Origin of the sequence: Brevundimonas sp., from assembly GCF_030682035.1 — a bacterium.
In the GTDB taxonomy this organism is placed as follows: Bacteria; Pseudomonadota; Alphaproteobacteria; order Caulobacterales; family Caulobacteraceae; genus Brevundimonas.
The window spans coordinates 131987-155797 of the sequence record NZ_JAUXQZ010000037.1 but is presented as its reverse complement, the minus strand read 5'-3'; the positions used below and the strand labels follow the sequence as shown (position 1 = coordinate 155797).

The following is a 23811-nucleotide window of genomic DNA, read 5'->3' as shown; positions in this document are numbered from 1 at the left end:
GGAGGGCTTTGTTGATTGCCATCACCCTTCTCACGCAGCCTCCGGCAGGTATTTGTCATACCCTTCCGCCTCCAGCTGATGCGCCAGTTCCGGCCCGCCGGACGCCACGATCCGGCCGCCGGCCAGCACATGCACCCGGTCAGGTTTGATGTAGTCCAGCAGGCGCTGGTAGTGGGTGATCACCAGCATGGCGCGGTCGGGCGAGCGCAGGGCGTTGACCCCCTCGGACACGATGCGCAGGGCGTCGATGTCGAGGCCGGAATCCGTCTCGTCGAGGATCAGCAGCGACGGCTCCAGCAGGGCCATCTGCAGGATCTCCATCCGCTTCTTCTCGCCGCCCGAGAAGCCGACGTTCAGCGGCCGCTTGAGCATGTCGAAGTCCATCTTGAGCGCGGCTGAGGCCGCCCGGACCAGCTTCAGGAAGGCCGGCGCCGAGACCTCCTCCTCGCCTCGCGCGCGCTTCTGGGCGTTCAACGCCGTGCGCACGAAGGTCAGGGCCGGGACGCCGGGAATCTCGATCGGATACTGGAACGACAGGAAGACGCCCTTCGCCGCCCGCTCGGCGGGCTCCAGACCCAGCAGGTCCTCGCCCTTCCACGACACGCCGCCTTGCGTCGCCTCATAGCCGGGCCGCCCGGCCACGGCGTAGCCCAGCGTCGACTTGCCGGCCCCGTTCGGCCCCATGATGGCGTGCACCTCGCCCGCCGGAACGTCGAGCGTCAGGCCGTTGAGGATCGGCGTGTCGCCGACGGCGACGTGGAGGTTGGAGATGGAGAGCATTACTGGAATTTTCTTCGCTTGAAGGCTGCGACATCGCTGATGGTGAGCTTGAACCACTCACCCCGAAGTCGCAGGTCTTTGAACCGGTTGTGCCAATAGGCTTCGATGCCGACTGGATCGTCCGTGGTTATGAAGTGAATGATCTCGCCATCTTCGGGCAGCAGAGTTTTGATTTCTCGCGCTCTACGAAGCCCGTCATTACTGCGACCGATCTTATAGTGCGGGCCGAACTTGATGAGGTAGACGCTACCGTCTCCTGCCGACGGGACCTTGGCCTTCGCCACGGCGACCGGGCGGTCCGCCAGCATGGCCAAGACGTCTGCAAATTCAGCTCGATCACGTGCGTATTCGGCTAACCTGTCGAGCATGCCAGCACGTCCGGTAAACCGATTGTCCAACGTACTGTGAGACGGGAAGCCGTCGGTCTTTCCCGCATGGAATCGCAGTTCATTGCTCGAAAGGACACGGCCTGCCTGTTGAAATGCAACTGCCAGCGCGTTCAGAACATGATCGTCATCCAACCGCGACTGGAGTCCATTCGGCGCCAACCCTGCCTCGGTTAGGGCATCGCCCCATTTGGCCCAGAGGACACCAACTATCCTGCTTTTGGTAATGCCGGTTTCGCGCGCGAAAGACTGAATCCCCGGCGTCTCGCCATCACGAGCAGCGATCCGCTTGATCTCTTCGAGGACCAACCCTCGCAAAGCGTCACGCGTGATGGTTTGCGTATCGCTCACCCCACGCTCCCTTCCAGACTGATCGCCACCAGCTTCTGCGCCTCCACGGCGAACTCCATCGGCAGGGTCTGCATCACGTCGCGCACAAAGCCGTTGACCAGCAGAGCCACCGCCTCCTCCTGCGACAGGCCGCGCTGCTGGGCGTAGAACAGCTGGTCGTCCGACAGGCGCGTCGTCGTCGCCTCATGCTCCAGCTGGGCCGAACCGTTGCGGGCCTCGATATAGGGCACGGTGTGCGAGCCGCAGTCCTTGCCGATCAACAGGCTGTCGCACTGGGTGAAGTTGCGCACCCCGGTCGCCTTGGGATGCACCGAGACCAGCCCGCGATAGGTCGAGTCCGACTTTCCGGCCGACACCGCCTTGGCGATGATCCGGCTCTTCGAATTCTTGCCCAGATGGATCATCTTGGTGCCGGTGTCGGCCTGCTGATGTCCGTTGGTGATGGCGATGGAATAGAATTCGCCCGAGCTGTCCTCGCCCTTGAGGATGCAGGACGGATATTTCCACGTCACGGCCGAGCCGGTCTCGACCTGGGTCCAGCTGACCTTCGACCGGTCGCCCCGGCAGTCGGCGCGCTTGGTGACGAAATTATAGATCCCGCCCTTGCCCTCGGCGTCGCCGGGGTACCAGTTCTGCACCGTCGAATATTTGATCTCGGCGTCGTCCAGCGCCACCAGTTCGACCACCGCCGCATGCAGCTGGTTCTCGTCGCGCATCGGGGCGGTGCAGCCCTCCAGATAGGAGCAGTAGCTGCCCTTGTCGGCGATGATCAGGGTGCGTTCGAACTGGCCGGTCTGGCTCGCATTGATGCGGAAATAGGTCGACAGCTCCATCGGGCAGCGCACGCCCGGCGGGATGTAGACGAACGATCCGTCCGAAAAGACCGCGCTGTTCAGCGCCGCGAAATAATTGTCCGAGACCGGCACCACCGAGCCCAGATATTTGCGCACCAGCTCGGGATGTTCGCGCAAGGCCTCGGAAATCGGCATGAAGATCACCCCGGCCTTGGCCAGTTCCGCCTTGAATGTGGTGACCACGGACACGCTGTCGAACACCGCGTCGACGGCGTAGCGCGGGGCGCCCTCGACCCCCGCCAGCACCTCCTGCTCCTTCAGCGGGATGCCCAGCTTGGCGTAGATGGCCAGAATTTCCGGATCGACCTCGTCCAGCGACTTCAGCCCCGCCTTCTCCTTTGGGGCGGCGTAGTAGAACAGGCTCTGGTAGTCGATCGGCGTGTATTTCACCGACGACCAGGTCGGCTCCTCCATCGCCAGCCAGCGCTCATAGGCGGCCAGACGCCAGTCCAGCATCCACTCGGGTTCGCCCTTCTTCTGCGAGATGAAGCGCACGATGTCGGCATTCAGCCCGCGCGGCGCGTATTCCGTCTCGATGTCCGAGGTGAAGCCGTGTTCGTACTTCTCCAGGGCGGCGACGGCGTCGATGGTTTTCTGGACGGCAGCCATCAGGCGTTTTCCCTGACCCGCCCGGCCGCCCGCGCGCGATGCTTTTCGTAGGAAGCGACCCAGGCGTCGGCGAACCGGACCCAATCCGCCTCGACCGTGCCCCAGCCGCCCGAGACGCGCACGCCGCCCGGGGCCAGATGATCCAGTCCCATGGCGCTGATCGCCTTGGACGGCTTGGTCTTGCCCGAAGAACAGGCGCTGCCGGCCGAGACCATGACGCCCTGCAGGTCCATGGTGATCAGCTGCTGCGGGCTGTCCCAGCCCTCGACGGCCATGAAGAGGGTGTTGGGCAGGCGTTCGACCGCGCCGCCGATGATGGTCGCGCCCGCCGCCGTGACCTGCGCCTCGGCCGCATCGCGCCATGCCTTGTGCGCCATTGCTGTCGGCAGGTCCCGCATGGCGCAGTCCGCCGCCACGCCAAAGCCGGCGATGCCGGGCACATTCTCCGTGCCGGCGCGCAGCCCCCGCTCCTGCCCCGCCCCGTGCAGGGTGCGGATGATCGGAACACCCTCTTTCGAGATCAGCGCCCCCACGCCCTGCGGCCCGCCCAACTTGTGCGCCGACAGGGTCAGTGTGTCCGCGTCCAGCGTCCGCATGTCGACCGTGATCTTGCCCGCCGACTGGATGGCGTCGACGTGCAGCCAGCCGCCCGCCGCCCGCGTCAGCGCCGCCGCCTCGGCGATCGGCTGGATCACGCCGCTCTCATTGTTGGCGTGATGGATGGCGACCACCGCCCGGCCCGGACGCGTCAGCGCCCCGGCCAGCCAGCCCAGATCGACCACTCCGTCCGCATCGACCGGCAGGATTTCGACCGGCAGGCCGCTCACCGCCGCCGCCTCGGCCACGCACGGATGCTCGGTCGCGCCGACGATCAGCCGCTCGCAGCCCGCGGCGATGGCGCTCAGGATCGCCTGGGCGTTGGACTCTGTGCCGCCGCTGGAGAAGACCACCGCCGTCGGATCGGCCCCGACCAGATCGGCCACCTGCGCGCGCGCCGTCTCGATCCGCGCCCGCGACCGCCGCCCCGCCGCATGCACTGCCGACGGATTGCCGTTGTCGGCCAAGGCCTTCGCCATCACGTCCTGAACCTCGGGCCGGACCAGGCCGGAAGCATTGTAGTCCAGATAGACCCCGCTCACGCCGCAACCCCCACTTCTTCGTCCGTCGCCCGCCGCCGCGCCCCGGTGCGGTTCATCACCACATCCTCCAGCGACACCCCGGCCAGATAGCGGTGGATCTCGTCCCCCAGATCCTCCCACAGATTGTGGGTGATGCAGCGTTCGCCGGCCATCATGCATCCCTTGGGCGAGGAATGGCCGATACAGCGGGTGGCGCGGATGGGCTCGTCGACGGCCAGGACGATCTCGGCCACCACCGTCTCATGCGCGCCCTTGGCCAGCCGGTAGCCGCCGCCAGGACCGCGCACGCTCTGCACCAGGCCGCCCTTGCGCAGCCGGGCGAACAGTTGCTCCAGATAGCTCAGCGAAATCTCCTGACGCGTCGCAATTTCGGCCAGCGACACAGCCCGGACCACGCCGTCGGTCTGTCCGTTCTTGGCCAGATCGGCCATCGCCATCACGGCGTATCGTCCCTTGGTCGACAGACGCATCGCCCACCTTCAAAAATCGCGCGCTTTTCGAGGGTCCTGTGCTAGAACCCGCGCCTTCGCAAAGGCGTCGACGCGCAGGCTGGACTTAGAAAGTCCTACCGCTGTGGTCAAGTATTACGCAGGTGCGAAATGACAGCTGAACACGGAATTCGCCGCATATGCCTGAAGTCATCCTGCCCGGCGCCTCCGGCCGCATCGAAGGCCGCTATTCCCCGGGCAAGCGCCCGAACGCCCCGATCGCCCTGATCCTGCATCCGCACCCCAAGGCAAACGGGCATATGAACAACCCGGTCGCCGTGACCCTGTACCAGCTGTTCCAGAAGCGCGGCTTCGCGACGCTGCGCTACAACAGCCGCGGCGTCGGCAAGTCGCAGGGCGAGTTCGACAGCGGCATCGGCGAACTGGCCGACGCGGCCACCGCCCTGGACTGGCTGCAGACGCAAAACCCCGGCGCCTCCCAGACCTGGGTCGGCGGCTATCAGTTCGGCGCCTATATCGGCATGCAGCTGCTGATGCGCCGCCCCGAGACCGACGGCTTCATCTCGGTCTCGCCGCCCTCGAACATGTACGACTTCAGCTTCCTGGCTCCCTGCCCGGCCTCGGGCCTGTTCCTGCACGGCACCAATGACACCGTCGTGCCGCCGGTCGAGGTCGAGCGCGTGGTCAACAAGCTGCGCACCCAAAAAGGGATTGTCATCGACTATGAGCTGGAAGAGGGCGCGACCCATTTCTGGCAGGACCACATCGGCGCGGTCGAGAGCCGCGTCGGGGCGTATCTGGACAAGCGGCTGGCTGAGAAACCAGCGTAGCGGCCCCTTCGCGCCCGTGCTACAACTGACCAACTAACTGGTCAGGAGCGCATTGTGGAACGGATCAATCTCGCTGACGCCAAGGCTCATCTGAGTGCGCTCGTGGACCGGGCGAGTGCCGGCGAAGACATCACTATTCTGAAACGGGGCAAGCCCGTAGCTCGGATCGTGCCACCCTTCGAGAAAAAGCCGCGTCGGACCATCACCGTGGAAGAGCTCCGCGCAGCGACCGACGGAATGACCTACCAGGACGTAAGCGCCGGAGACTTCGTCCGCGCCATGCGCGATACTGATCGCTACTGATGGACTATCTCGACTCGTCTTTGCTTGTCGCCGCCGTAAGCAAGGAGATTGCGTCACCGGACGTCCAGCTTTGGTTCGCCACTCAACCGGCCGGACGATTGTGCACCAGCACTTGGGCGATCACCGAAGTCTCGTCGGCATTGGCGATGAAACGTCGCGCGGGCAGGATTAACGAGGATGAGCGCCAGATATCCCTAGAGACAATCGACAAGCTCATCGACGAAATCCTGGTCATGCATTCAGTGCAGGAGCATCATTTCGACATGGCGGCCAGAATTGCCGATCGCATCGAAACCAAGCTGAGAGCCGGCGATGCCTTGCATATGGCGGTCGCGCAATCCCTCAATGCTCGAGTTTGCACGCTGGATCGAACGTTTGCGGAAGCCGGGGACATAGTTGGAGTGCGCACCCTCTTTCTGAACCTGAACCCGTCGGTTTAATAGAGCAAAAACCGTCGCCGCGCTTCCACCCACGCCGCCTCGTCCGTCAGAGTCAGCGCATCCAGGTCGGCCGGCGTCGCCGTCGGATCATCGACCCACTCCCGCAACCCCGGCCCGCCGTTGATCACATCGATGGCCAGCCTGTCTAAGACATACTCGTACGGAAAATCCCGCCACAGGGCGTAGTCCGGATACAGCCGCCGGATCGCCTTGAACCCCAGCGCCTGCACCCGCCACGGCCTGAACGCCGCATGGTCGTATGCCGGGTCGTCGACATGGATCTGCACCCCGTTGCACAGCAGGCCCACGTGCTTGTGGAAGGTCGGCTCGAACCAGCAGTCGCGCAGCCGGCATCCCGCCAGCCATTCCGGCGCCAGCGCCCGCATTTCCGAGATCACCGCCCGGGCGTCGATGTCCGGCGCCCCGAACAGCTCCAGCGGCCGCGTCGTGCCCCGCCCCTCCGACAGCGTCGTGCCCTCCAGCATCACTGTACCGGCATAGGCCCGCGCCATCGACAGATTGGCGGCGTTGGGGCTGGGGTTGATCCAGCTGCGCTCGCCGATCGGCCAGCCGTAGCCCGGCGCCCGATCCGGGTCCCAGCCCTCCATCGCGATGACGCGGTATTCCACATCCAGCTTGAAGTGGTCGATGAACCAGTGGCCCATCTCGCCCAGGGTCATGCCGTGCCGCATCGGCATCGGCCCGGCGCCGACGAAACTCTCCCAGCCCGGCAGCAAGGTCGTGCCCTCGACAGGTCGGCCGGCGGGGTTGGGGCGGTCCAGCACCCAGACCGCCTTGCCGTGCTTCGCCGACTCTTCCAGAACATAGAGCAGCGTCGTCACGAAGGTGTAGATGCGGCAACCCAGGTCCTGCATGTCGATCAGCAGAACGTCGAACGTCCCCATCGCCTGACCGCCAGGCCGGCGCACCTCACCGTACAGGCTGAACACCGGAATGCCATGCTGCGGGTCGGTGAAGTCCGGGCTCTCCATCATATTGTCCTGCAGGTCGCCCCGCATCCCGTGCTGCGGCCCGAAGGCCGCTGTGACGTTCAGGTCGGGACAGGCCATCAGGGCATCCAGCGAATGCGTCAGGTCGTCCGTCACCGACGCCGGATGCCCCAGCAGGGCGACCCTGCGCCCCTTCAGCGCCGCCCGGAGTTCGGGCTCGGAGATCAGGCGGTCGATGCCGAATTTCATGGCAGGTCCAGAATGAATGAGTCGGGATGGTGGAAGTCCGGGCGAGCGGACGGATGGGCCAGCGCCCAATAGCTAATATCGCCGTCGGAGGTCTCGATCACGGCTGACAAGCCCAGACGCCGCGCGCCATTCGGCAGCTCGATTCGCGCTTCCAGGGCAACCAGGCCGGAGGCCCCATCCAGTCCCTCCACCGTCGCCACCTCATTCGCCCTCCGCATCCCGGCGCGGGGCCCATCAAAGCGATAAGAAGCCCACTGGCTGGACGGCGAAAGGTTGTATTCGACATAGCCGTCGTCCGTGGCCACGAAGGCCTCGAAACAGGTGTGCCGCCACAGGTCGTCTGCCCGCCCCTGTTCCGCCGGGGCGGGCCAGACGATCCTGTCGACATCGCCCTCGACCACGAAGCGCAACCAGAGCAGCAGGCCGTCGCGCTCGACGTGAACCTCGATGCCGGTCGCCGGCGTGTCGATCGCGTCGGGATGCGGCTGCAAATTCACCGTCGGAGCCGGGGCTGTTCGCGCTTCCATGCCCTCGTGCTACACGCCCCTTCCCTCCCAAGCCAAGCCTGATGCGATGACCGAGCCCGCCTTCCAGTCCGACTTCCTGCAAACGCTTCAGGCGCGCGGCTACATCCATCAGATCACCCACCCGGCCGAGCTCGACGCCGCCTCCGCCGCCGGCGTGGTCACCGGCTACATCGGCTTCGACGCCACGGCGCCGTCCCTGCATGTCGGCAGCCTGATCCAGATCATGATGCTGCGCCGGCTCCAGCAGGCCGGCGGCAAGCCCATCGTCCTGATGGGCGGCGGCACCACCAAGGTCGGCGACCCTACCGGCAAGGACGCCTCGCGGCCCCAGCTGACCGACGAGACCATCCAGTCGAACATCGCCTCGATCCGCACCGTGTTCGAGAAATTCCTCACCTTCGGCGACGGCCCCACCGACGCGATCATGCTGGACAACGACCAGTGGCTGTCGGGCTACGGCTACATCCAGTTCCTGCGCGACTACGGCACGCATTTCACCGTCAACCGGATGCTGGCCTTCGACTCGGTCAAGCTGCGGCTTGAGCGCGAGCAGCCGATGACCTTCATCGAGTTCAACTACATGCTGATGCAGTCGGTGGACTTTCTGGAGCTGAACCGCGCCCGCGACTGCACCCTGCAGATGGGCGGCTCGGACCAGTGGGGCAATATCGTCTCGGGCGTCGATCTGGTCCGCCGCGTGGACCAGAAGGCCGCCTTCGGCCTGACCACGCCGCTGCTGACCACTGCCTCGGGCGGCAAGATGGGCAAGACGGCCCAGGGCGCGGTGTGGCTGAACGCCGAACAGCTGAGCCCGTACGACTACTGGCAGTTCTGGCGCAACGTCGATGACGCCGACGTGGGCAAATTTCTGCGCCTGTTCACCGACCTGCCGCTGGACGAGATCGCCCGGCTTGAAGCGCTGGAAGGCGCCGGCATCAACGACGCAAAGAAGACGCTGGCCGACGCCGCCACCGCCATGCTGCACGGGGCCGACGCCGCCGCGACGGCCCGCGCCGCCGCCGAGGGCGCCTTCGAGCGGGGCACGTTGTCGGCCGACCTGCCCACTGTCGAACTGCCCTCCGCCGAGGTGATCGGCGCCATGATCGCCGCCGTCACGACCAAGGTCGGGCTGACAGCCTCCAACGGCGAGGCCCGCCGCCTCGCCCAGGGCGGCGGCCTGCGTCTGAACGACGAGGCCATCGCCGACGGCGCGCGACTGATCGAGGCGTCGGACGTCAATGCCGACGGCGTGCTGAAACTGGCCGCCGGCAAGAAGAAGATCGTTCTCGTCCGTCCCGTCTGAAGGCCGCCATGACCGAGATCACCGAAGGCTCGAAGGCCCCCGCGTTCGACATGGCCACCGCCGACGGCGGTCGCGTTTCGCTGGACGGGCTGAAGGGCCGGACGGTCGTTCTGTATTTCTATCCCAAGGCCGACACCCCCGGCTGCACCACCGAGGGTCAGGACTTCTCTGCCCTGATCGCCGACTTCGAAACCGCCGGCGCGACCGTCATCGGGGTCTCCCGCGATCCGGTGAAGAAGCTCGACCGCTTCAAGGCCAAATACGATCTCAAAATCATCCTCGCCTCAGACGAGTCGGAGCACGTGACCCAAGCCTTCGGCGTCTGGGTTCAGAAAAAGCTTTACGGCCGCGAATATATGGGCATCGAGCGCGCCACCTTCCTGATCGACGGCGGCGGCGTCGTCCGCCGTGTCTGGCGCAAGGTGTCAGTCAAGGGACATGCGGCCGAAGTGTTGGCGACCGTACAATCGCTCTGATCACGGAACGATCCAGACCCCGCTGGAGATGTAACAGGCGTTACATAGATTCGCGGACTCGCCTGCCAAGCGAATAATGGCGCCCAATACCGGCGTTCTTCGCGTGAAGACCGCCCAGGATGGTTAACAAGTCGTGAACAGACTTGTCCCCAAGCTATACCTTGGCGCATAACCCCTCGTCGAACGTTGTGGGGGCGTTGCGTGATGACCGAACAAGAGCCGACCGTCAGGCGGTCTCTGATCGGAAAATGGTTTCCGACCCGATATCTGTATCTGCGTGACGGCGATGCCGTCCGCGCCTGGGCCCTGACGCCCGGAAAGCAGGCGCTGGGCGCCGTGGCCGCGGTCCTGCTGGGCGGCTGGACCGTCATGGCCTCCGGCAGCTTCGTCTACGACATGGTGGCCCAGAGCCAGGCCGACCGCACCGTGGCCCGCGCCCGCGCCGCCTCGGAACGCATGAACGCCGACCTGCAGGCGCGGCTGGACAGCGCCGTGGTGCGTATGACCGCCACGACCGGTTCGCTCGACGAAATGGCCCAGATGGTCGAGCGCCGCCACGCGGCCCTGACCCAGGTCATGGGCATGTTCCGCGGCGTCGACGGCGCCGAACAGGCGCTGCGGCCCGCCCCCGCCCTCAATCCTGATCGTTCCTCCCCCGTCCAGCGCATGATCGCCGTGCGCATGGATCAGGAACGGCTGATCGCCCGCGCCGAGACCGAGGCCCAGACCCGCGCCGAGCGGTTGCGGCTGGCCTTCCGCCTCGCCGGCCTGAACCCGGCCGCCTATGCGCCGCACGACGCCGCCCTCGGCGGTCCGCTGGTAGAGGCGCGCGATCCTCGGGCCCTCGCCGCCGTGCTGGACGTCGATGAGGCCTTCGCCGTGCGCATCCGCCACGCCGCCGACAACCTGTCCGACATGCGCTCGCTGGCCAACGCCGCCGAAGGCATGCCCTTCCGCCGTCCGACCCAGGCCCGCACCACCTCGGGCTTCGGCGTCCGTTTCGACCCGTTCAATGGTCGCCCGGCCCTGCATCAGGGTCAGGATTTCGCCGCTCCGCTCAACACGCCCATCTACGCCCCCGCTCCCGGAATCGTGTCTTTCGTCGGCGTACGTTCAGGGTATGGCAACACCGTTGAGATAGATCATGGACGCGGTTTCAAGACGCGCTACGCCCACCTGAACGCCACGGCGGTCCTTCCCGGCCAGCGGATCCACCTCGGTCAGCGTGTCGGCGCCATGGGAACCACAGGACGCTCTACCGGCGTGCATCTGCATTACGAAGTGTGGATGGACGGCCGCCCGCAAAACCCCGCCCGCTTCATGAGAGCCGGAGACCAACTTGTTCAACAAGACCAAATCCCCCGCCCCGTCGCCCCAGCCTCGCGCTGACAACGGTTCAGCGATCCCGCCGCTGCCTGACCTGCCCATGCCGGGCGGTTCGCCGGCTGCGCCGGCCCGCGCCCCGTCTCCGGCCGCGCCCAGTGCGCGCGGCCTGTCGACCCTGTCGGCCGACCTCCAGTTCGAGGGCGGCATCACCGGCAGCGGCGATCTCCAGATCGACGGCGCGATCAAGGGCGACGTCCGCGTCGGCCGCCTGATCGTGGGCGAGACCGGCGCGGTCGAGGGCAATGTCTCGGCCGACTATGTCGAGGTTCGCGGCCGCATCGTCGGCGGCATCTCGGGCAAGCAGGTCAAGCTGATCGCCACGGCCTATGTCGACGGCGACATCACCGCCGAACAGATGTCGATCGACATCGGCGCCTATTTCCAGGGCCGCGTCCTGCAAGGCCGCCGCGAGGCGCCGGCTCCGACGCCGGCCCCCGCACCCCGCCCCGCCGCGCCGGCGCTCGAGCCCGCGCCGCAGATCATCGACATGAAGGGCCCGTCGGCCTGAGGGCAGTATCCTCCCTGTCGCGCAGCGATGGGGAGGTGGATCGGCGGCGCAGCCGACGAGACGGAGGGGCTGCCGGCGGCACGCTCGGACAAACCCCTCCACCGCTTCGCGGTCCCCCTCCCCATTCGCAAGAGCGAACGGGGAGGAGACGTTTTTCTACTCGACCGTCGATCCGCGCGTCTCACCGACCCGCGCCGCCAGCGCCGCGCCCATGAACATGTCCAGATCGCCGTCCAGCACCCCTTGCGTGTCCGACGTCTCGACGTTGGTCCGCAGGTCCTTGACCATCTGATACGGCTGCAGGACGTAGGATCGGATCTGGTGGCCCCAGCCGATGTCGGTCTTGGCGTCGGCCACGGCCTGGGCCGCCGCCTCGCGCCGTTGCAGCTCCAGCTCATACAGACGGGCGCGCAGCATCTTCCACGCCTGTTCGCGGTTCTGGTGCTGTGACCGGCCGGCCTGACAGGCCACCACCGTATTGGTCGGAATGTGCGTCAGCCGCACCGCCGAGTCGGTCTTGTTGATGTGCTGCCCGCCCGAGCCCGAGGCGCGGTAGGTGTCGGTGCGGACGTCGGACGGATTGATGTCGATCTCGATGGCGTCGTCCACCACCGGAGAGACCCCGATCGAGGCGAAGGAGGTGTGCCGCTTGGCCGCCGCGTCATACGGGCTGATCCGCACCAGCCGGTGCACGCCCGATTCCGACTTCAGCCAGCCATAGGCGTTCGGCCCGGTGATCAGGATGGTGGCTGACTTGATACCCGCCTGTTCGCCCGATTCCTCGGCCTCGAGTTCGACCTCATAGCCGTGAGCCCGGGCCCAGCGGGAATACATCCGCAACAGCATCCCGGCCCAGTCGCAGGACTCCGTGCCGCCGGCGCCGGAGTTCACTTCCAGATAGGCGTCATTGCCGTCGGCCTCGCCGGACAGCAGGGCCTCCAGCTCGGCGCGACCGGCGCGGTCCTTGATCGCCTTCAGGGAGGCGCGCGCCTCCTCCAGCGTGGCCTCGTCGCCTTCCTCATCGGCCATGTCGGCGAGCATGACGCCCTCTTCCAGACCCGTCTCCATCTCGCGGACGGTGTCGATCTGGGCGGCCAGCCGCGAACGGTCGCGCGAGACGGCCTGGGCCGCTTCGGGGTCGTTCCACAGCGTCGGGTCCTCGACCCGGGCGTTCAGCTCATCGAGTTTTCGAAGCGCGACATCCCAGTCAAAGACGCCTCCTGAGCAGAGCGATGCTCTGCTCGATGTCGGCCTTCATGGCCTCGACATCCGGTCTCATCGCATTCTCCGGCGATACCAAAGTGAGGCGCGGACATAGAGTGGTTAGTGGCGAGTGGCTAGTGGCGAGTGCACCGGGGACCGGCTCGCACCGGCGATAGCTCCGCCCCAATCACTCGCCACTAGCCACTCGCCACCAGCCACTCAGTACAGCCCGCTCAAATCCTCCGCCGGCTCCTTCTTGGGCGGCGGCGGGGTCGCTGGCGGAGCGGGGGCGGTGGACGGCGGCTGGCCGGTCGCCTCCTCCTCTTCGCGGCGGACCACCTCATTGTAGTTCTGCGGGCCGGTGGGGACCTCCCGCGCCGGGCGCTCCTCCTCGCGACGCCGTTCGGTGCCGGGGCGGAAGGCCTCCTCGATGCCGTTGACGGTGCGGAAGATCGCGTTCCGGGGCCGCACGAACGGCCGGGCCGGGCGTTCGCGCAGGGCGACCTGCATGAACTCCGTGAACACCGGCACCGGCCCGGTGGCGCCTGTCTCGCCCGACCCCAGGGGTCGGTTGTCGTCAAAGCCGATGAAGACCCCGACCACGATGTCGGACGAAAAGCCGACGAACCAGGCCGAGCGGTATTCATTGGTTGTGCCGGTCTTGCCGCCGACCCAGCGGCCCAGACCGCGGGCGCTGGCGCCGGTGCCGCGCTGGACCACGCCTTCCAGCATCGAACTCATCTGATAGGCGGTGATCGGATCGATCACCTGCGTCCCGCGGCCCTCGAGCCGGGGCGACTCCTGGCCGCTGAAGGCCCGGCCGCAGTCGCGGCAGCGGCGCCGGTCGGCCCGGAAGATGGTCTCGCCGTCGCGGTTTTGGACCAGTTCGATCAGATAGGGATCGACCCGCCGCCCGCCGTTGATGAAGGCGGCGTAGGCGGCCGTCAGGCGATAGGGCGTGGTCTCCCCGGCCCCCAGCGACACCGACAGGTTCGGCTGCAGATTGTCAGCCACGCCCATCCGCCGGGCCAGGCTGACGACATTGGTCATGCCCACGTCCTGGGCCAGCCGCACGGTCATGACGTTGCGCGATAGCTCCAGCCCGCGCCGCAGGCTCTGCGGCCCATAGTATTCGCGGCTGTAGTTCTCGGGGCTCCAGCGCGTGCCGTTGGGGCCGCCGGCGAAACTGATCGGCGCGTCCAGCACGATCGAGGTGGGGGTATAGTCGCCCTCCAGCGCCGTGGCGTAGACGAAGGGCTTGAAGGCCGAGCCCGGCTGCCGGTTCGCCTGGGTCGCCCGGTTGAAGCTGGACAGGGCATAGGAATAGCCGCCGACCATAGCCAGCACCCGGCCCGACTGGGGCTCGATCGCCACCAGCGCGCCGTTGACGTTGGGCACCTGTTTCAGGGCGTACTGCCCGCTCCGCGCCTCGACGAAGATCAGGTCGCCGCGCCGCAGCTGGCGGTTGGCGTTGGCCCAGGCTGCGTCCTCGGCGATCAGCGAGCCCGAGCGGTCGTCGCGGGCGGTGCGGATGCGGACGTTGTTGCCGGCGACGGATTCGACGGCCGCGGCCTCCCAGGCCCGGCGCTCGGGCGGGCGTTGGCCCCGCACGGCGGTCTCGCGCCAGCCCTCGGCGAAATCGGTCGTGCCCCACGGCCCGCGCCAGCCATGCCGGCGGTCATAGTTCTCAAGCCCGCGCATCAGGGCGTCGCGCGCCGCCGACTGCAGCGTCGGGTCCAGCGTCGTGCGCATATAGTAGCCGCCGCGGTTGACCTCTTCCTGGCCGAAGCGGGCGATGGCCTGACGACGCGCCTCCTCGACGAAGAAGTCGGCGTCGGCGTACTGGGCCCGGCGCGGCGCATCCTGGGCGGACAGCGGCCGGGCCAGCGCCGTGGCCAGCTGCGCGTCATTGATGAAGCCGTTCTGGTTCATCTCTCCCAGCACCCAGTTGCGGCGACCGAGGGCGGCCTGAGGGTGACGTTTGGGGTGATAGTTGTTCGGCCCCTTGGGCAGGGCCGCCAGAAAAGCCGCCTCGTCCGGCGTCAGCTGGCTCAGCGACTTGCCGAAATAGTTGTAGGCCGCTGCGGCCACGCCATAGGAGCGATAGCCGAGGAATATCTCGTTGAGATACAGCTCCATGATCTGCTGTTTGGTCAGGGTCGCTTCCAGCCGGTTGGCCAGGATGGCTTCCTTGACCTTGCGGTTGATGCTGCTCTCATTGTTCAGCAGGACGTTCTTGGCCACCTGCTGGGTGATGGTCGAGCCGCCCTCCAGCCGTCGCCCGGTGGCGGCGTTGAAGATGTTCTTGAACATGGCCCGGCCCAGACCGCCCACATCGATGCCGCCGTGGTGGAAGAAATTGCGATCCTCGGCCGCCAGAAAGGCCTGGATCACCGGCAGCGGGATCTGCTCATACGGCACATAGATGCGTCGCTCGTCCGAGAATTCGCCGATCAGCGTCCCGTCGCCGGCGTATACCCGGGTCGCCGTGGCCGGCCGGTAGTCGGCCAGCTCGGACGCGTCGGGCAGGTCATGGAACAGCCAGGCCGCATAGACGGCCACGACCAGCCCGGCCAGGGCGATCCCGCCCAGCAGGGCCACGCCCGCCATCACGAACCAGCGTTCGGCAATCTTCAACCTGATACTCCGAAGGACGGGCCCGAGCGTCCGGTTTAGCCCGCGTCGGGACCGACCGCCAGAGCCCCGATGACGCCGCCTGCGCGACGGTCCAGCTCCTGTCGCGCGGCGGCCACGACATCGGCGTCCATATCCCCCTGCCCGGATCCTCCCTGGCCGGCCATCCAGCGCAGATAGTCGTCAGGCGGCTCGGCCCACGGCCGCCCGCGATGCTTGCCGAACGGAATCCGGTCCAGCCGCCGCTTTTCATTCGTCCAGGCCAGCATCTGCTCGACCGTGGCGACCTTCAGCATGTCGATCAGCAGATGCGCCGTCACCCAGGCGTCCGGCCCCGCCCGGTGTGCCGGATCGGCCAGCGCCGGGTCCAGCCGCAGCCCCCGCCAGTACCGCAGCACCTGGTTGGAATGCCCCGGCGCCTCCGGCCAGACGGTCTTGGCCGACCGCACGGTGCAGATCCACGGCAGGCCGCCATGCGCCGTATCGGCGATAAACCCCCGCTCGAACCGCGCCGAATGCGCCACCATCACGTCGGCCGGCGTCGGCAGGAACATCTCGCGCAGCCGGTATTCGTGGCAATGCGGATCGTCGTCGCAGAAATGCTCCGGCGTCAGATGATGCACCGCCATGGCGTGAAACGAGATCTCCCCCCGCGGCCGGAACAGCTTCGTCACCGGCGGCGCCGCGGTCCAGCCGCCCGCGCCGTCGGGCAGGACATCGACGATCCCGACCTCGAGGATCTCGGCAGATCGGTCCCCGCCGGAGGTTTCAAGATCGACGACACGCAGGCGCATGGGGCGGAGATAGGGGGTTTGGCGGGGGGGGGTGCGAGCGACGCTACGTCCGGTGCCCCTTTGAGGGATCTGACTGGAAAGCGAAATTCCAGAGAGTCCTCTCTGCGGCAATCCGCCAACCGAGCCGCCGGGCATATGTCAGGCTCTTCGGTAACATCCGTTCACTCGTCCCAAGCCTCCTCGATCTGTCGAGGCTGAACGAGCGGCCAATCAACTGCCTTGAACTCCTCGAGCGCGAGGTGCCCATAGTCCGGTTCGACTTGTTTCGCCCACCCGATCAGCCCACGAACATGATGGTAGAGACTGGAGACGGCCGTCTTTCGAGCGAGCGCATGTTTTGCCGGGCCGAAAGCGGGGTCTGTCAGATAGTGGAGGTGAAGCCGAATATTGTCCTTGTACTCTCGCGAGAGGCGGGGCGATGGCCCGTCAACTAGCATTCCCAACACGATCCGGCGGGTCCCTGGACCGCGGATAACAGTCTTGCGTAGATTCGGTGTGAAACCGGCTTGATTGAGCAAACGGCAGACCTCGACTTTTAGATTGCGCATTTGGGCGATTGATCGCTCTGCATCAGATGAAAAGGCGAGATCGTCCGCGTATCGGGAGTACCGAAATCCGTGCCTCTTGGCACATTGCGCCAGTGACGTATCGGTCCGCATCATGGCGAGGTTGGCAAGCATCGGGCTCGTCGGTGCGCCCTGCGGCAGGAAGCCTTCGTAGTCGCTCGCGTAGAGGGCTATAGGCTCGGTGCGTGGTTTAGGGTTCCTGCTCGGCCCGCGATCCACAGCAATTGTGCAAAGCCTGCCGAATTCGAACGCCAACAGCTTCTGAAATCCGAGCCGGGCGAAAATCGCGGACACGGTGCCCTCGCTTACCGAATGGAAAAAATCCTCGATATCGACCTTCAATAGCCATTTCGTATTTGGATGCTGCTCGGCGGCTTGCACTGGCGAAGACTCTGGATGAAAGGCGAAACTTGCAGTGTGCACCTGAGTATAGCGGAGCACATTATCGACTAGCCAGCGCTGCGCGAGCGCTAGGCTTTCCGGCGGAATTGAGATCATCCGCATCGAGGATCGACCCGGAATGCGCTTCTTCAGATAGACGAACCGATAGCCGGTACCCGAGCGCCGAGCGATCGTGCGGCGCAGGAAGAGATAGGGGAGCCCAGTCAGCACTGAGAAGTGTCGGAGCGTGAGGACCGGCGTGATGCGCGGGTCGGTCGCCCGTATGCGCCCGAAAGCCGTCAAAGCATGGTCAAGGATCGTTTGGTCGATACCTTGGCGACGGCCGGCGGACGCATATCGTTGAGAGTTCGGCGTGGGCATCTACTTCGACCCACCCGGGTGGGTGGGACAGCAAGTCTCGTCCAAGACCCCGCCAGTCGCGAGTTGCTGTCTCGCGCAGCGCGAAGGTCCTGCTCCGATTGGCGGACGCGGGAAATCCCGAGCCCCAGGTCCCCAAGGAACCAGTCGCCGCTTGCGCGGCGCATTTCTAGATCCCCTCACCGAACCCTCAACTGGGTTGGATAGTAGTAGGGCTGCTCGGGCGTGGGAAGGACCACGACACGAGCGCGCCGCAACTGGAGGCGTCTCAGTTCACGTCTCCCAAGCACTGTCAGTGCGTTGCGCGTATTTGTCCAATGAGCGATCTCCGTGAAAACTAGGATTTGTCCGACATCATTCATGGGTAGGCGGGTTCGCGCCGACACATTCGCAGTCGTCCTCGCTCCATCCCGAAGCGCCGTCAGCACAAGCATCGTCTCAACCCAGCGTCGATTGGCAGCGTCCGCCAGAAATCGTTCTGCCACTCGGATTTGCAGGACCTCGCGTGCCTGCGCGGCGAGTTGATCCACATTGGCCGCGGGGAAATGTTGATCGGCGGCCAAGGCGCTGCGGTGGATGAACAGCGGCGTCCACCCTTTGGTCCGGCTGTGCAGAATCGGCGGTGCGTTGTTCGGCATCCCGTGTGAAAAAGCGATGAGTGCACCGGCGTAACCGTAACCGAATGGATTGTGATGCCCGGCGGGGTAGGCCCTGCACAGCGCCTCTGTGGCCCGGCGGTCGGAGCCGGTAAAAGACGTGGTGATCGTTGGACAAGCCTTGATCAAGCGAACATCCGGTTTCGACTTGTGCGAGCGAACGTGCCGAAAGCCATCCTCCGTTCCGGAGTAGGCAACAACGGCAAACTGGACACGACCGTAAGAGTGCCAACTGCGCACTGTGGCTACGCGCCAGAACGCCTCGATCATTTCCCAAACACGTTTACCTGACCCGATGAAGTCGGTGACAACCACGATATGGCTCACGCGTTTCGACCGCAGCTTGTCGGGACCGGGGTGATTGAGCACGCGGCCGCGATTCAGACGCTCGTAGCTGGTGATGAAGTTGGCTATGGCACCTTCGCTGCCGACTTCCGGGTTCTTGGGATCGACATCGATGGGCGGCACGCCATCGCCAGTGGCGCGACCGTGGTCGGCTCCGGGATAGAAGGGCAGAACTTGCTGCTCAACGAAGCCGTACGCTGGATCCTCATGATTGCGCGTTTCAACGGCCCGTTCTGCAAAGAGGGCAATCGGGCGATCCTGATCAGCCTCCTGGCGGCCGGACACGACCTCATCGAGCAAGGTGCGCAGTCCGCGAAAGAGCGCATCCTGACTGACCAACATCACTGAGTCTGCAAGCTGGGCAGCTACCGGGCGCTCTAAGTCCGTGAACTGTTCAAGCCAGCCGCGCGCAAACTCAGACTTGGAAAGGTTCATGCCGCCTGAATACCGCTTAACGAGAACATGCGAAGCAATGAACTGGAGCGGGCGTCGCGCGCAGTGGGGACACACGAGGCAGGACAGACACCCCTTTCCTCCCTCAAAGCAGGCTCCCGCCCGCCTCCGCGAGCGTCACCACGCGTCTCGGCCGGCCGATCGGCGGCTCTGCGAGCGCACGGCCTGTCGCCGTCTCATTCAAGGCGCCGGGGGTTCTCCCCACGACCCAAAACAGTGTCTTCCCGCCCCGTATAATCTCGCCCCTCCTGACCCTGAATCCGCCCCTTTCGCCCCTGCTCCCGAACCCTTTCGGGCGCGTCTCATGGGCCTGCGACCGAATCTGACGTCGGCGTGTGCTCTATGGCGGAAGTCCCACGGGGCCGGTCTTTGACAGTCTGAATCCGCCGCCGACGCCGCTCCAGGTCCGGCCGCTCCACCGTCCGCCGACGGCGTCCGGGCGACGCCGAAACGCCCGCGCATTTTTTCGTGTCTTTTCACTCCTCGCGCACCCGGCGCGAGGCCGTTTCCGCCCGGCCTCAGGGCTGGCCCGACGCCCCTCCGGCCGAGGCCATCTGCAGCCCGCCCGCCGGTTCACGGAAATAGCGGTCGATGCCGTCGGCCACGGCGCGCATCAGGCGGCGGCGGGCGCGGTTGTCGTTCAGCATCCGCTCGTCCTCGGGATTGGTGATGAAGCCCATCTCCAGCAGGACGGCGGGCACGTCGGGCGCCAGCAGCACGGCCAGGCCGGCGTCGCGGTGGCTGCGGCGCAGCATCGGATGGTCGGCGCCCTCCAGCTCGCCCAGCAGGGTGCGGGCCAGCTGGGCCGAGCGGTTCTGGGTAGCGCGCTGGGTCATGTCCAGCAGGATGCGGTCCACCGACGGATCGCGGCCCGGCAGGTTCAGGCTGCGGTGCCAGTTTTCGCCGCGGGTGAACTCGCGCACGGCACGGCCCGCGCCCTGTTCGGACAGGGTGTAGACGGATGCGCCGCGCGTGGCCGGATCGGCGCCGGCGTCGGCATGCAGGCTGATGAACAGGTCGGCCTCGGCCTGCCGGGCGATGGCCACGCGGCGGTACAGGGCGACATAGGCGTCGCTTTCGCGGGTCAGCCGGACACGGTAGCGGCCGGTGCGCTCAAGCTCGCGCTTCAGGTCGAGGGCGGCGGCGAGGGTGACGGCGCTCTCGCGGGATTCGGTTCCGTGGGCGCCCGGGTCGCGGCCGCCGTGGCCGGCGTCGATGAAAATCAGGGGTCGTTCGGTCGGCCGTTCGGCGCTGCGGGACGCAACCGGCGGGGTGCGGGCCGGGCGCGCCGTCGGGGCGCGGCCGGTGGCCTTCAGGTCGATCACATAACGGAAATGGGCGATGCCGTCGCCGGGCGGCAGCAGGAAGCGGCGCTCGATCTCGGCGCTGGTCGCCAGGTCCAGCTCGACCCGCGAGGCGGGGCCCGCACCGGTGACGCGCCAGCCGCGCACCAGACCCGTGCCCGCCCCGTTCAGGCCGCGATTGGCCGGGGAAACACCCGCCAGCGACACCACCACCCGTCCGTCGTCGCCGGCCTGGATCACCTGTCCGCGCGAGGTCCGGTCCAGATCGAGCACGACGCGCGTATGCTGGGCGTCGCCGCCGAACCGGACACGCAGCACCTCGCCCATGGCCCCGGACGCCAGTCCCCGCCCGGCCGTGAGCAGGACGACGCAAATCACGATGAAGGCCATCGCCGTCATCGCCCATTCGCGAACGCGCCACTGCGTCAGGTTGATACGCGACAGTCCGTTCATTTTGACGGAGACCCACCTTCTTGGTTGGGCCCATCATGCCGCAACGTCCTCGCCAACCGGTTAAAGCGCACGCGGCTTTTAATTCACGATTGGCATGCCTATGCTTGCAGGGCTCGCGACCGATCGCGTCCCCTGATCCGTCAGGCTTGGGCGCGCCCTCTTCGCGGCATGACTTTCACTGATCCGAGAGCCGGCCGGGTTTCAACCCGCCTGTTCGACGACCGGGTTCGGGACGCCTTAGACAGCGCGTCCGGGCCCAGGACCATACTGAACCCCATGGGCCTTATCGCCTGCGCTCCCTTCCGGTCTGATCTGACCGACCTCGCCCACGGCATTCGCCGCGGCGACGGGATGGCGCCTGCGTCCGCCCCCAATCCCATTCGGCGAGCCGCCTGCCCCCTTCGCGGGGATGGCCGAGCGCGCCAGAGAGAGACTTTCCATGTCAAAGACCATGTTGATCGACGCCGCGCATCCCGAGGAGACTCGGGTCGCCATCGTCGAGGGCCGTCAGGTCGAGGAATTCGACTTTGAATCCCGCGCGAAGCGCCAGCTTCGCGGCAACATCTATCTCGCCAAGGTCGTTCGCGTAGAACCCAGCCTGCAGGCTGCGTTCGTGGAATACGGCGGCAACCGCCACGGCTTCCTCGCCTTCAGCGAAATCCACCCGGACTATTACCAGATCCCTGTCGCCGACCGTGAAGCCATCATGGCCGAAGCCCATTCGGACGACGACGATCACGACGAACACGCCCGCGAAAACGACGACGAATCCGAAGGCGGCATGGCCGAGGAAGAGCGGCTCAAGCGCCGCCTGATGCGCCGCTACAAGATCCAGGACGTCATCAAGCGGCGTCAGGTCATGCTGGTCCAGGTCGTCAAGGACGAGCGCGGCGGCAAGGGCGCGGCCCTGACCACCTGGCTGTCGCTGGCCGGCCGCTACTGCGTCCTGATGCCCAACACCGGCAAGGGCGGCGGCATCTCGCGCAAGATCACCCAGGCCACCGACCGCAAGCGCCTGAAGGCCGCCGCGGCCGCCCTGCACGTGCCTCAGGGCATGGGGCTGATCATCCGCACCGCCGGCGCCAAACGCACCAAGGCCGAGATCAAGCGCGACTACGAATATCTGCTGCGCCTGTGGGAAACGATCCGCGAAACGACGCTGAAATCGAACGCGCCATCGGTCATCTATGAGGAAGAAAACCTCGTCCGCCGCGCCGTGCGCGACATGTTCGACAAGGATTTCGACGGCATCCAGGTCGAGGGCGTCGAGGGCTTCAAGGAGGCGCGCGACTTCATGCGCGTGCTGATGCCCTCGCAATCGAAGAAGGTGCATCTGTACCAGGGCGCCCGGCCGCTGTTCGCGACCAACGGCATCGAGGAGATGCTGACCCAGATCCACCAGCCGGTCGTGCCTCTGCCCTCGGGCGGCTATCTGGTCATCAACCAGACCGAGGCGCTGGTCGCCATCGACGTCAACTCCGGCCGCGCCACCAAGGAACGCAACGTCGAAGCCACCGCGACCAGGACCAACACCGAAGCCGCCGTCGAGGCTGCCCGGCAGTTGCGCCTGCGCGACCTCGCCGGCCTGATCGTCATCGACTTCATCGACATGGATGAATCGAAGAACAACCGGTCGGTCGAAAAGGTGCTCAAGGACGCCCTGGCCAAGGACCGCGCCCGCATCCAGATGGGCCGTATCTCGGGCTTCGGCCTGATGGAAATCAGCCGGCAGCGCCGCCGTCTCGGCGTGATCGAGGGCGCCACCGAGGCCTGCCCGCACTGCCAGGGCGCCGGACGCGTTCGCTCGGCCGAAAGCGCCGCCCTGATGACCCTGCGGGCCGTCGACATCGAGGCCGGCAAGAACGGCGCGGGATCGGTGAACCTGCGCCTCTGCACCGCAGTCGCTCTCTACATCCTGAACCACAAGCGCGAGTATCTCCAGGGCTTGCTGGCGCGGCGTGGCCTGAACGTCGTCATCCTGATCGACGACACCCTCGGCCAGGGCGATCACGCCGTCGAACGCACCGAAACCAATGAGGACTTCGTTCCGGAAGAGCGGCCCGAGGCCTTCATCGACCTCGACGACGATTTCGACGACAGCGCCTATGCCGATGAAGATGAGGACGGCGAAGAAATCGTCGCCGGTGACGAAGATTCCGACCTCGATGGCGAGGACGCCGATGACGACCAGCCGCGCGAGCGGGCCGAACGCCACGAGGGCGAAGGCGCCGGACGCCGTGGCCGCCGCCGCCGCGGCGGACGCCGTGACCCGGCCGAGACCTCGACTGACGAAGCCGTTCCTGCCGCCTCTGAACTCGCCACCGGCGAGGATGATGACGACAGCGAAAGCGGCCGTCGCCGTCGCCGGGGCCGCCGTGGCGGTCGCCGGGTGCGGGAAGAAGGCGGCGAACGCGATGGCTTCAACTGGGTCCGTGGCCGCACCCCGTCGCTGGAAGATCCCTATGTCTGGTTCGATCCGATCAATCCGGAACGGAGCGAGGCGGCTGCGGACGGAGTTATGGCCGCCACATCGGCGACGGACGTCGATGAAGTCGTCGGCGAACGTCCCGAGGGCGAGATCGGCGGTGAACGCGGCCCGCGCTCGCGTCGCCGTCGGGGTCGCGGTCGTGGCCGGGATCGAGGCAGCGAGCAGGGCCTGACCCACGAGGTCAAGGTCGAGACCCGCGCCACCAACGAAGGCATGCCGCCTGACGGCTCGCCCGACACGCCGATGGCCGTGGTCATCGAGGAGGCTGTTGACGCCGCCCCGGTCGCCCTCACCGAGGAACCCAAGCGTCGCCGCGTGCGCCGCAAGGTCTCGGCCAGCGCGACGGCTGATTCGGTCGGGGACCCCATTTCGCTGGTCGAACCCAACGAGGGCGAGCCTGCGGCCGAGCCGGCCGTCCTGGATGTCACCCCGGCGGAGGCCGCGGCCGAGCCGGAGGCGACGCCGGAGCCCTTCGCGGAGCCCAAGGTCGCCGCCGTGGCTGAGGCCACCCCTGCCCCGCCGCCCGAAATCGACGTCGCCGCCCTGATTGCGGATGACCCGAACCAGATCGTGGCCCCGCCCGAAAAGCCCAAACGCGGATGGTGGCGCCGCTGAA

Annotated in this window: 21 protein-coding genes; 8 read left to right on the top strand and 13 right to left on the bottom strand. The window is 66.5% G+C overall.

Annotated elements, in window-relative coordinates:
* Window positions 1-30: 30 nt before the first annotated feature.
* The 5 genes from sufC to Q8K49_RS10795 are packed head-to-tail and all read right to left on the bottom strand — an operon-like array spanning window position 31 to window position 4589.
* Entirely contained in the window at window positions 31-780 is a 750-nt protein-coding gene (gene sufC / locus Q8K49_RS10815; RefSeq protein WP_305305994.1) for a Fe-S cluster assembly ATPase SufC, read from the bottom strand.
* On the bottom strand, window positions 780-1517 hold the full coding sequence (locus Q8K49_RS10810; RefSeq protein WP_305305992.1) for a GIY-YIG nuclease family protein: 738 nt from the start codon (window positions 1515-1517) through the stop codon (window positions 780-782). Before Q8K49_RS10810 ends, sufC begins: the two co-directional genes overlap by 1 nt.
* Window positions 1514-2980 (bottom strand): Fe-S cluster assembly protein SufB, encoded by a 1467-nt coding sequence (sufB, locus tag Q8K49_RS10805; RefSeq protein ID WP_305305990.1) that lies wholly within the window; start codon window positions 2978-2980, stop codon window positions 1514-1516. The genes Q8K49_RS10810 and sufB overlap by 4 nt, the downstream gene beginning before the upstream one ends.
* The gene (locus Q8K49_RS10800; RefSeq protein WP_305305988.1) at window positions 2980-4119 is read right to left on the bottom strand and encodes a cysteine desulfurase family protein; all 1140 of its coding nucleotides are present in this window, start codon (window positions 4117-4119) and stop codon (window positions 2980-2982) included. The genes sufB and Q8K49_RS10800 overlap by 1 nt, the downstream gene beginning before the upstream one ends.
* Entirely contained in the window at window positions 4116-4589 is a 474-nt protein-coding gene (locus tag Q8K49_RS10795; protein WP_305305986.1) for an Rrf2 family transcriptional regulator, read from the bottom strand. The genes Q8K49_RS10800 and Q8K49_RS10795 overlap by 4 nt, the downstream gene beginning before the upstream one ends.
* A gap of 158 nt (window positions 4590-4747) precedes the next feature.
* On the opposite strand from Q8K49_RS10795, the gene Q8K49_RS10790 reads away from it, so the two are divergent.
* From Q8K49_RS10790 to Q8K49_RS10780, 3 genes are read left to right on the top strand one after another with little or no spacing between them, the layout of a single operon-like run.
* On the top strand, window positions 4748-5398 hold the full coding sequence (locus tag Q8K49_RS10790) for an alpha/beta hydrolase (RefSeq protein ID WP_305305984.1): 651 nt from the start codon (window positions 4748-4750) through the stop codon (window positions 5396-5398).
* A 54-nt stretch (window positions 5399-5452) separates the two neighbouring features.
* Window positions 5453-5701, top strand: a complete 249-nt coding sequence (locus tag Q8K49_RS10785) for a type II toxin-antitoxin system Phd/YefM family antitoxin (RefSeq protein WP_305305982.1) — start codon at window positions 5453-5455, stop codon at window positions 5699-5701.
* Window positions 5701-6141, top strand: a complete 441-nt coding sequence (locus Q8K49_RS10780; protein ID WP_305305980.1) for a type II toxin-antitoxin system VapC family toxin — start codon at window positions 5701-5703, stop codon at window positions 6139-6141. The genes Q8K49_RS10785 and Q8K49_RS10780 overlap by 1 nt, the downstream gene beginning before the upstream one ends.
* On the opposite strand, the gene Q8K49_RS10775 is transcribed toward Q8K49_RS10780, so the two are convergent.
* Window positions 6138-7340, bottom strand: coding sequence for a DUF1343 domain-containing protein (locus Q8K49_RS10775; RefSeq protein ID WP_305305979.1), 1203 nt, complete (start codon window positions 7338-7340; stop codon window positions 6138-6140). The two genes, Q8K49_RS10780 and Q8K49_RS10775, sit on opposite strands and share 4 nt — an antisense overlap.
* Window positions 7337-7867 (bottom strand): DOMON-like domain-containing protein, encoded by a 531-nt coding sequence (locus tag Q8K49_RS10770; RefSeq protein WP_305305977.1) that lies wholly within the window; start codon window positions 7865-7867, stop codon window positions 7337-7339. The genes Q8K49_RS10775 and Q8K49_RS10770 overlap by 4 nt, the downstream gene beginning before the upstream one ends.
* 46 nt (window positions 7868-7913) lie before the next feature.
* Here Q8K49_RS10770 and tyrS point away from each other — a divergent pair, with 46 nt between their 5' ends.
* The 4 genes from tyrS (at window position 7914) to Q8K49_RS10750 (ending at window position 11540) form a co-directional block, all read left to right on the top strand.
* On the top strand, window positions 7914-9170 hold the full coding sequence (gene tyrS, locus Q8K49_RS10765; protein WP_370867770.1) for a tyrosine--tRNA ligase: 1257 nt from the start codon (window positions 7914-7916) through the stop codon (window positions 9168-9170).
* An 8-nt stretch (window positions 9171-9178) separates the two neighbouring features.
* Complete coding sequence (locus Q8K49_RS10760) at window positions 9179-9646, top strand: peroxiredoxin (protein WP_305305973.1); 468 nt, start codon at window positions 9179-9181, stop codon at window positions 9644-9646.
* 204 nt (window positions 9647-9850) lie between these two features.
* Window positions 9851-11035 (top strand): peptidoglycan DD-metalloendopeptidase family protein, encoded by a 1185-nt coding sequence (locus tag Q8K49_RS10755; RefSeq protein ID WP_305305972.1) that lies wholly within the window; start codon window positions 9851-9853, stop codon window positions 11033-11035.
* Window positions 10986-11540: a polymer-forming cytoskeletal protein gene (locus Q8K49_RS10750; protein ID WP_305305970.1), complete on the top strand. Its 555-nt coding sequence runs from the start codon at window positions 10986-10988 to the stop codon at window positions 11538-11540. Before Q8K49_RS10755 ends, Q8K49_RS10750 begins: the two co-directional genes overlap by 50 nt.
* A gap of 156 nt (window positions 11541-11696) precedes the next feature.
* Here Q8K49_RS10750 and prfB read toward each other — a convergent pair.
* The 6 genes from prfB to Q8K49_RS10720 all read right to left on the bottom strand — a co-directional run bounded on the left by prfB (window position 11697) and on the right by Q8K49_RS10720 (window position 20707).
* Window positions 11697-12819 (bottom strand): peptide chain release factor 2 gene (gene prfB / locus Q8K49_RS10745; RefSeq protein WP_305305969.1). Its coding sequence is split into 2 segments (ribosomal slippage): window positions 11697-12749 and window positions 12751-12819, totalling 1122 coding nucleotides; the frame shifts between segments, so codons are not numbered across the junction.
* A 143-nt stretch (window positions 12820-12962) separates the two neighbouring features.
* Complete coding sequence (locus tag Q8K49_RS10740) at window positions 12963-15353, bottom strand: penicillin-binding protein 1A (protein WP_305306046.1); 2391 nt, start codon at window positions 15351-15353, stop codon at window positions 12963-12965.
* 62 nt (window positions 15354-15415) lie between these two features.
* Window positions 15416-16171 (bottom strand): DUF3820 family protein, encoded by a 756-nt coding sequence (locus Q8K49_RS10735; RefSeq protein WP_305305967.1) that lies wholly within the window; start codon window positions 16169-16171, stop codon window positions 15416-15418.
* A gap of 161 nt (window positions 16172-16332) precedes the next feature.
* On the bottom strand, window positions 16333-17499 hold the full coding sequence (locus Q8K49_RS10730; RefSeq protein ID WP_305305965.1) for a reverse transcriptase family protein: 1167 nt from the start codon (window positions 17497-17499) through the stop codon (window positions 16333-16335).
* A 176-nt stretch (window positions 17500-17675) separates the two neighbouring features.
* On the bottom strand, window positions 17676-18932 hold the full coding sequence (locus Q8K49_RS10725; RefSeq protein ID WP_305305963.1) for a hypothetical protein: 1257 nt from the start codon (window positions 18930-18932) through the stop codon (window positions 17676-17678).
* A gap of 536 nt (window positions 18933-19468) precedes the next feature.
* Window positions 19469-20707, bottom strand: coding sequence for an N-acetylmuramoyl-L-alanine amidase (locus tag Q8K49_RS10720; protein WP_305305961.1), 1239 nt, complete (start codon window positions 20705-20707; stop codon window positions 19469-19471).
* A gap of 439 nt (window positions 20708-21146) precedes the next feature.
* Between Q8K49_RS10720 and Q8K49_RS10715 the strand changes: the two genes are divergently transcribed.
* On the top strand, window positions 21147-23810 hold the full coding sequence (locus Q8K49_RS10715; RefSeq protein WP_305305960.1) for a ribonuclease E/G: 2664 nt from the start codon (window positions 21147-21149) through the stop codon (window positions 23808-23810).
* Window position 23811: the final 1 nt, after the last annotated feature.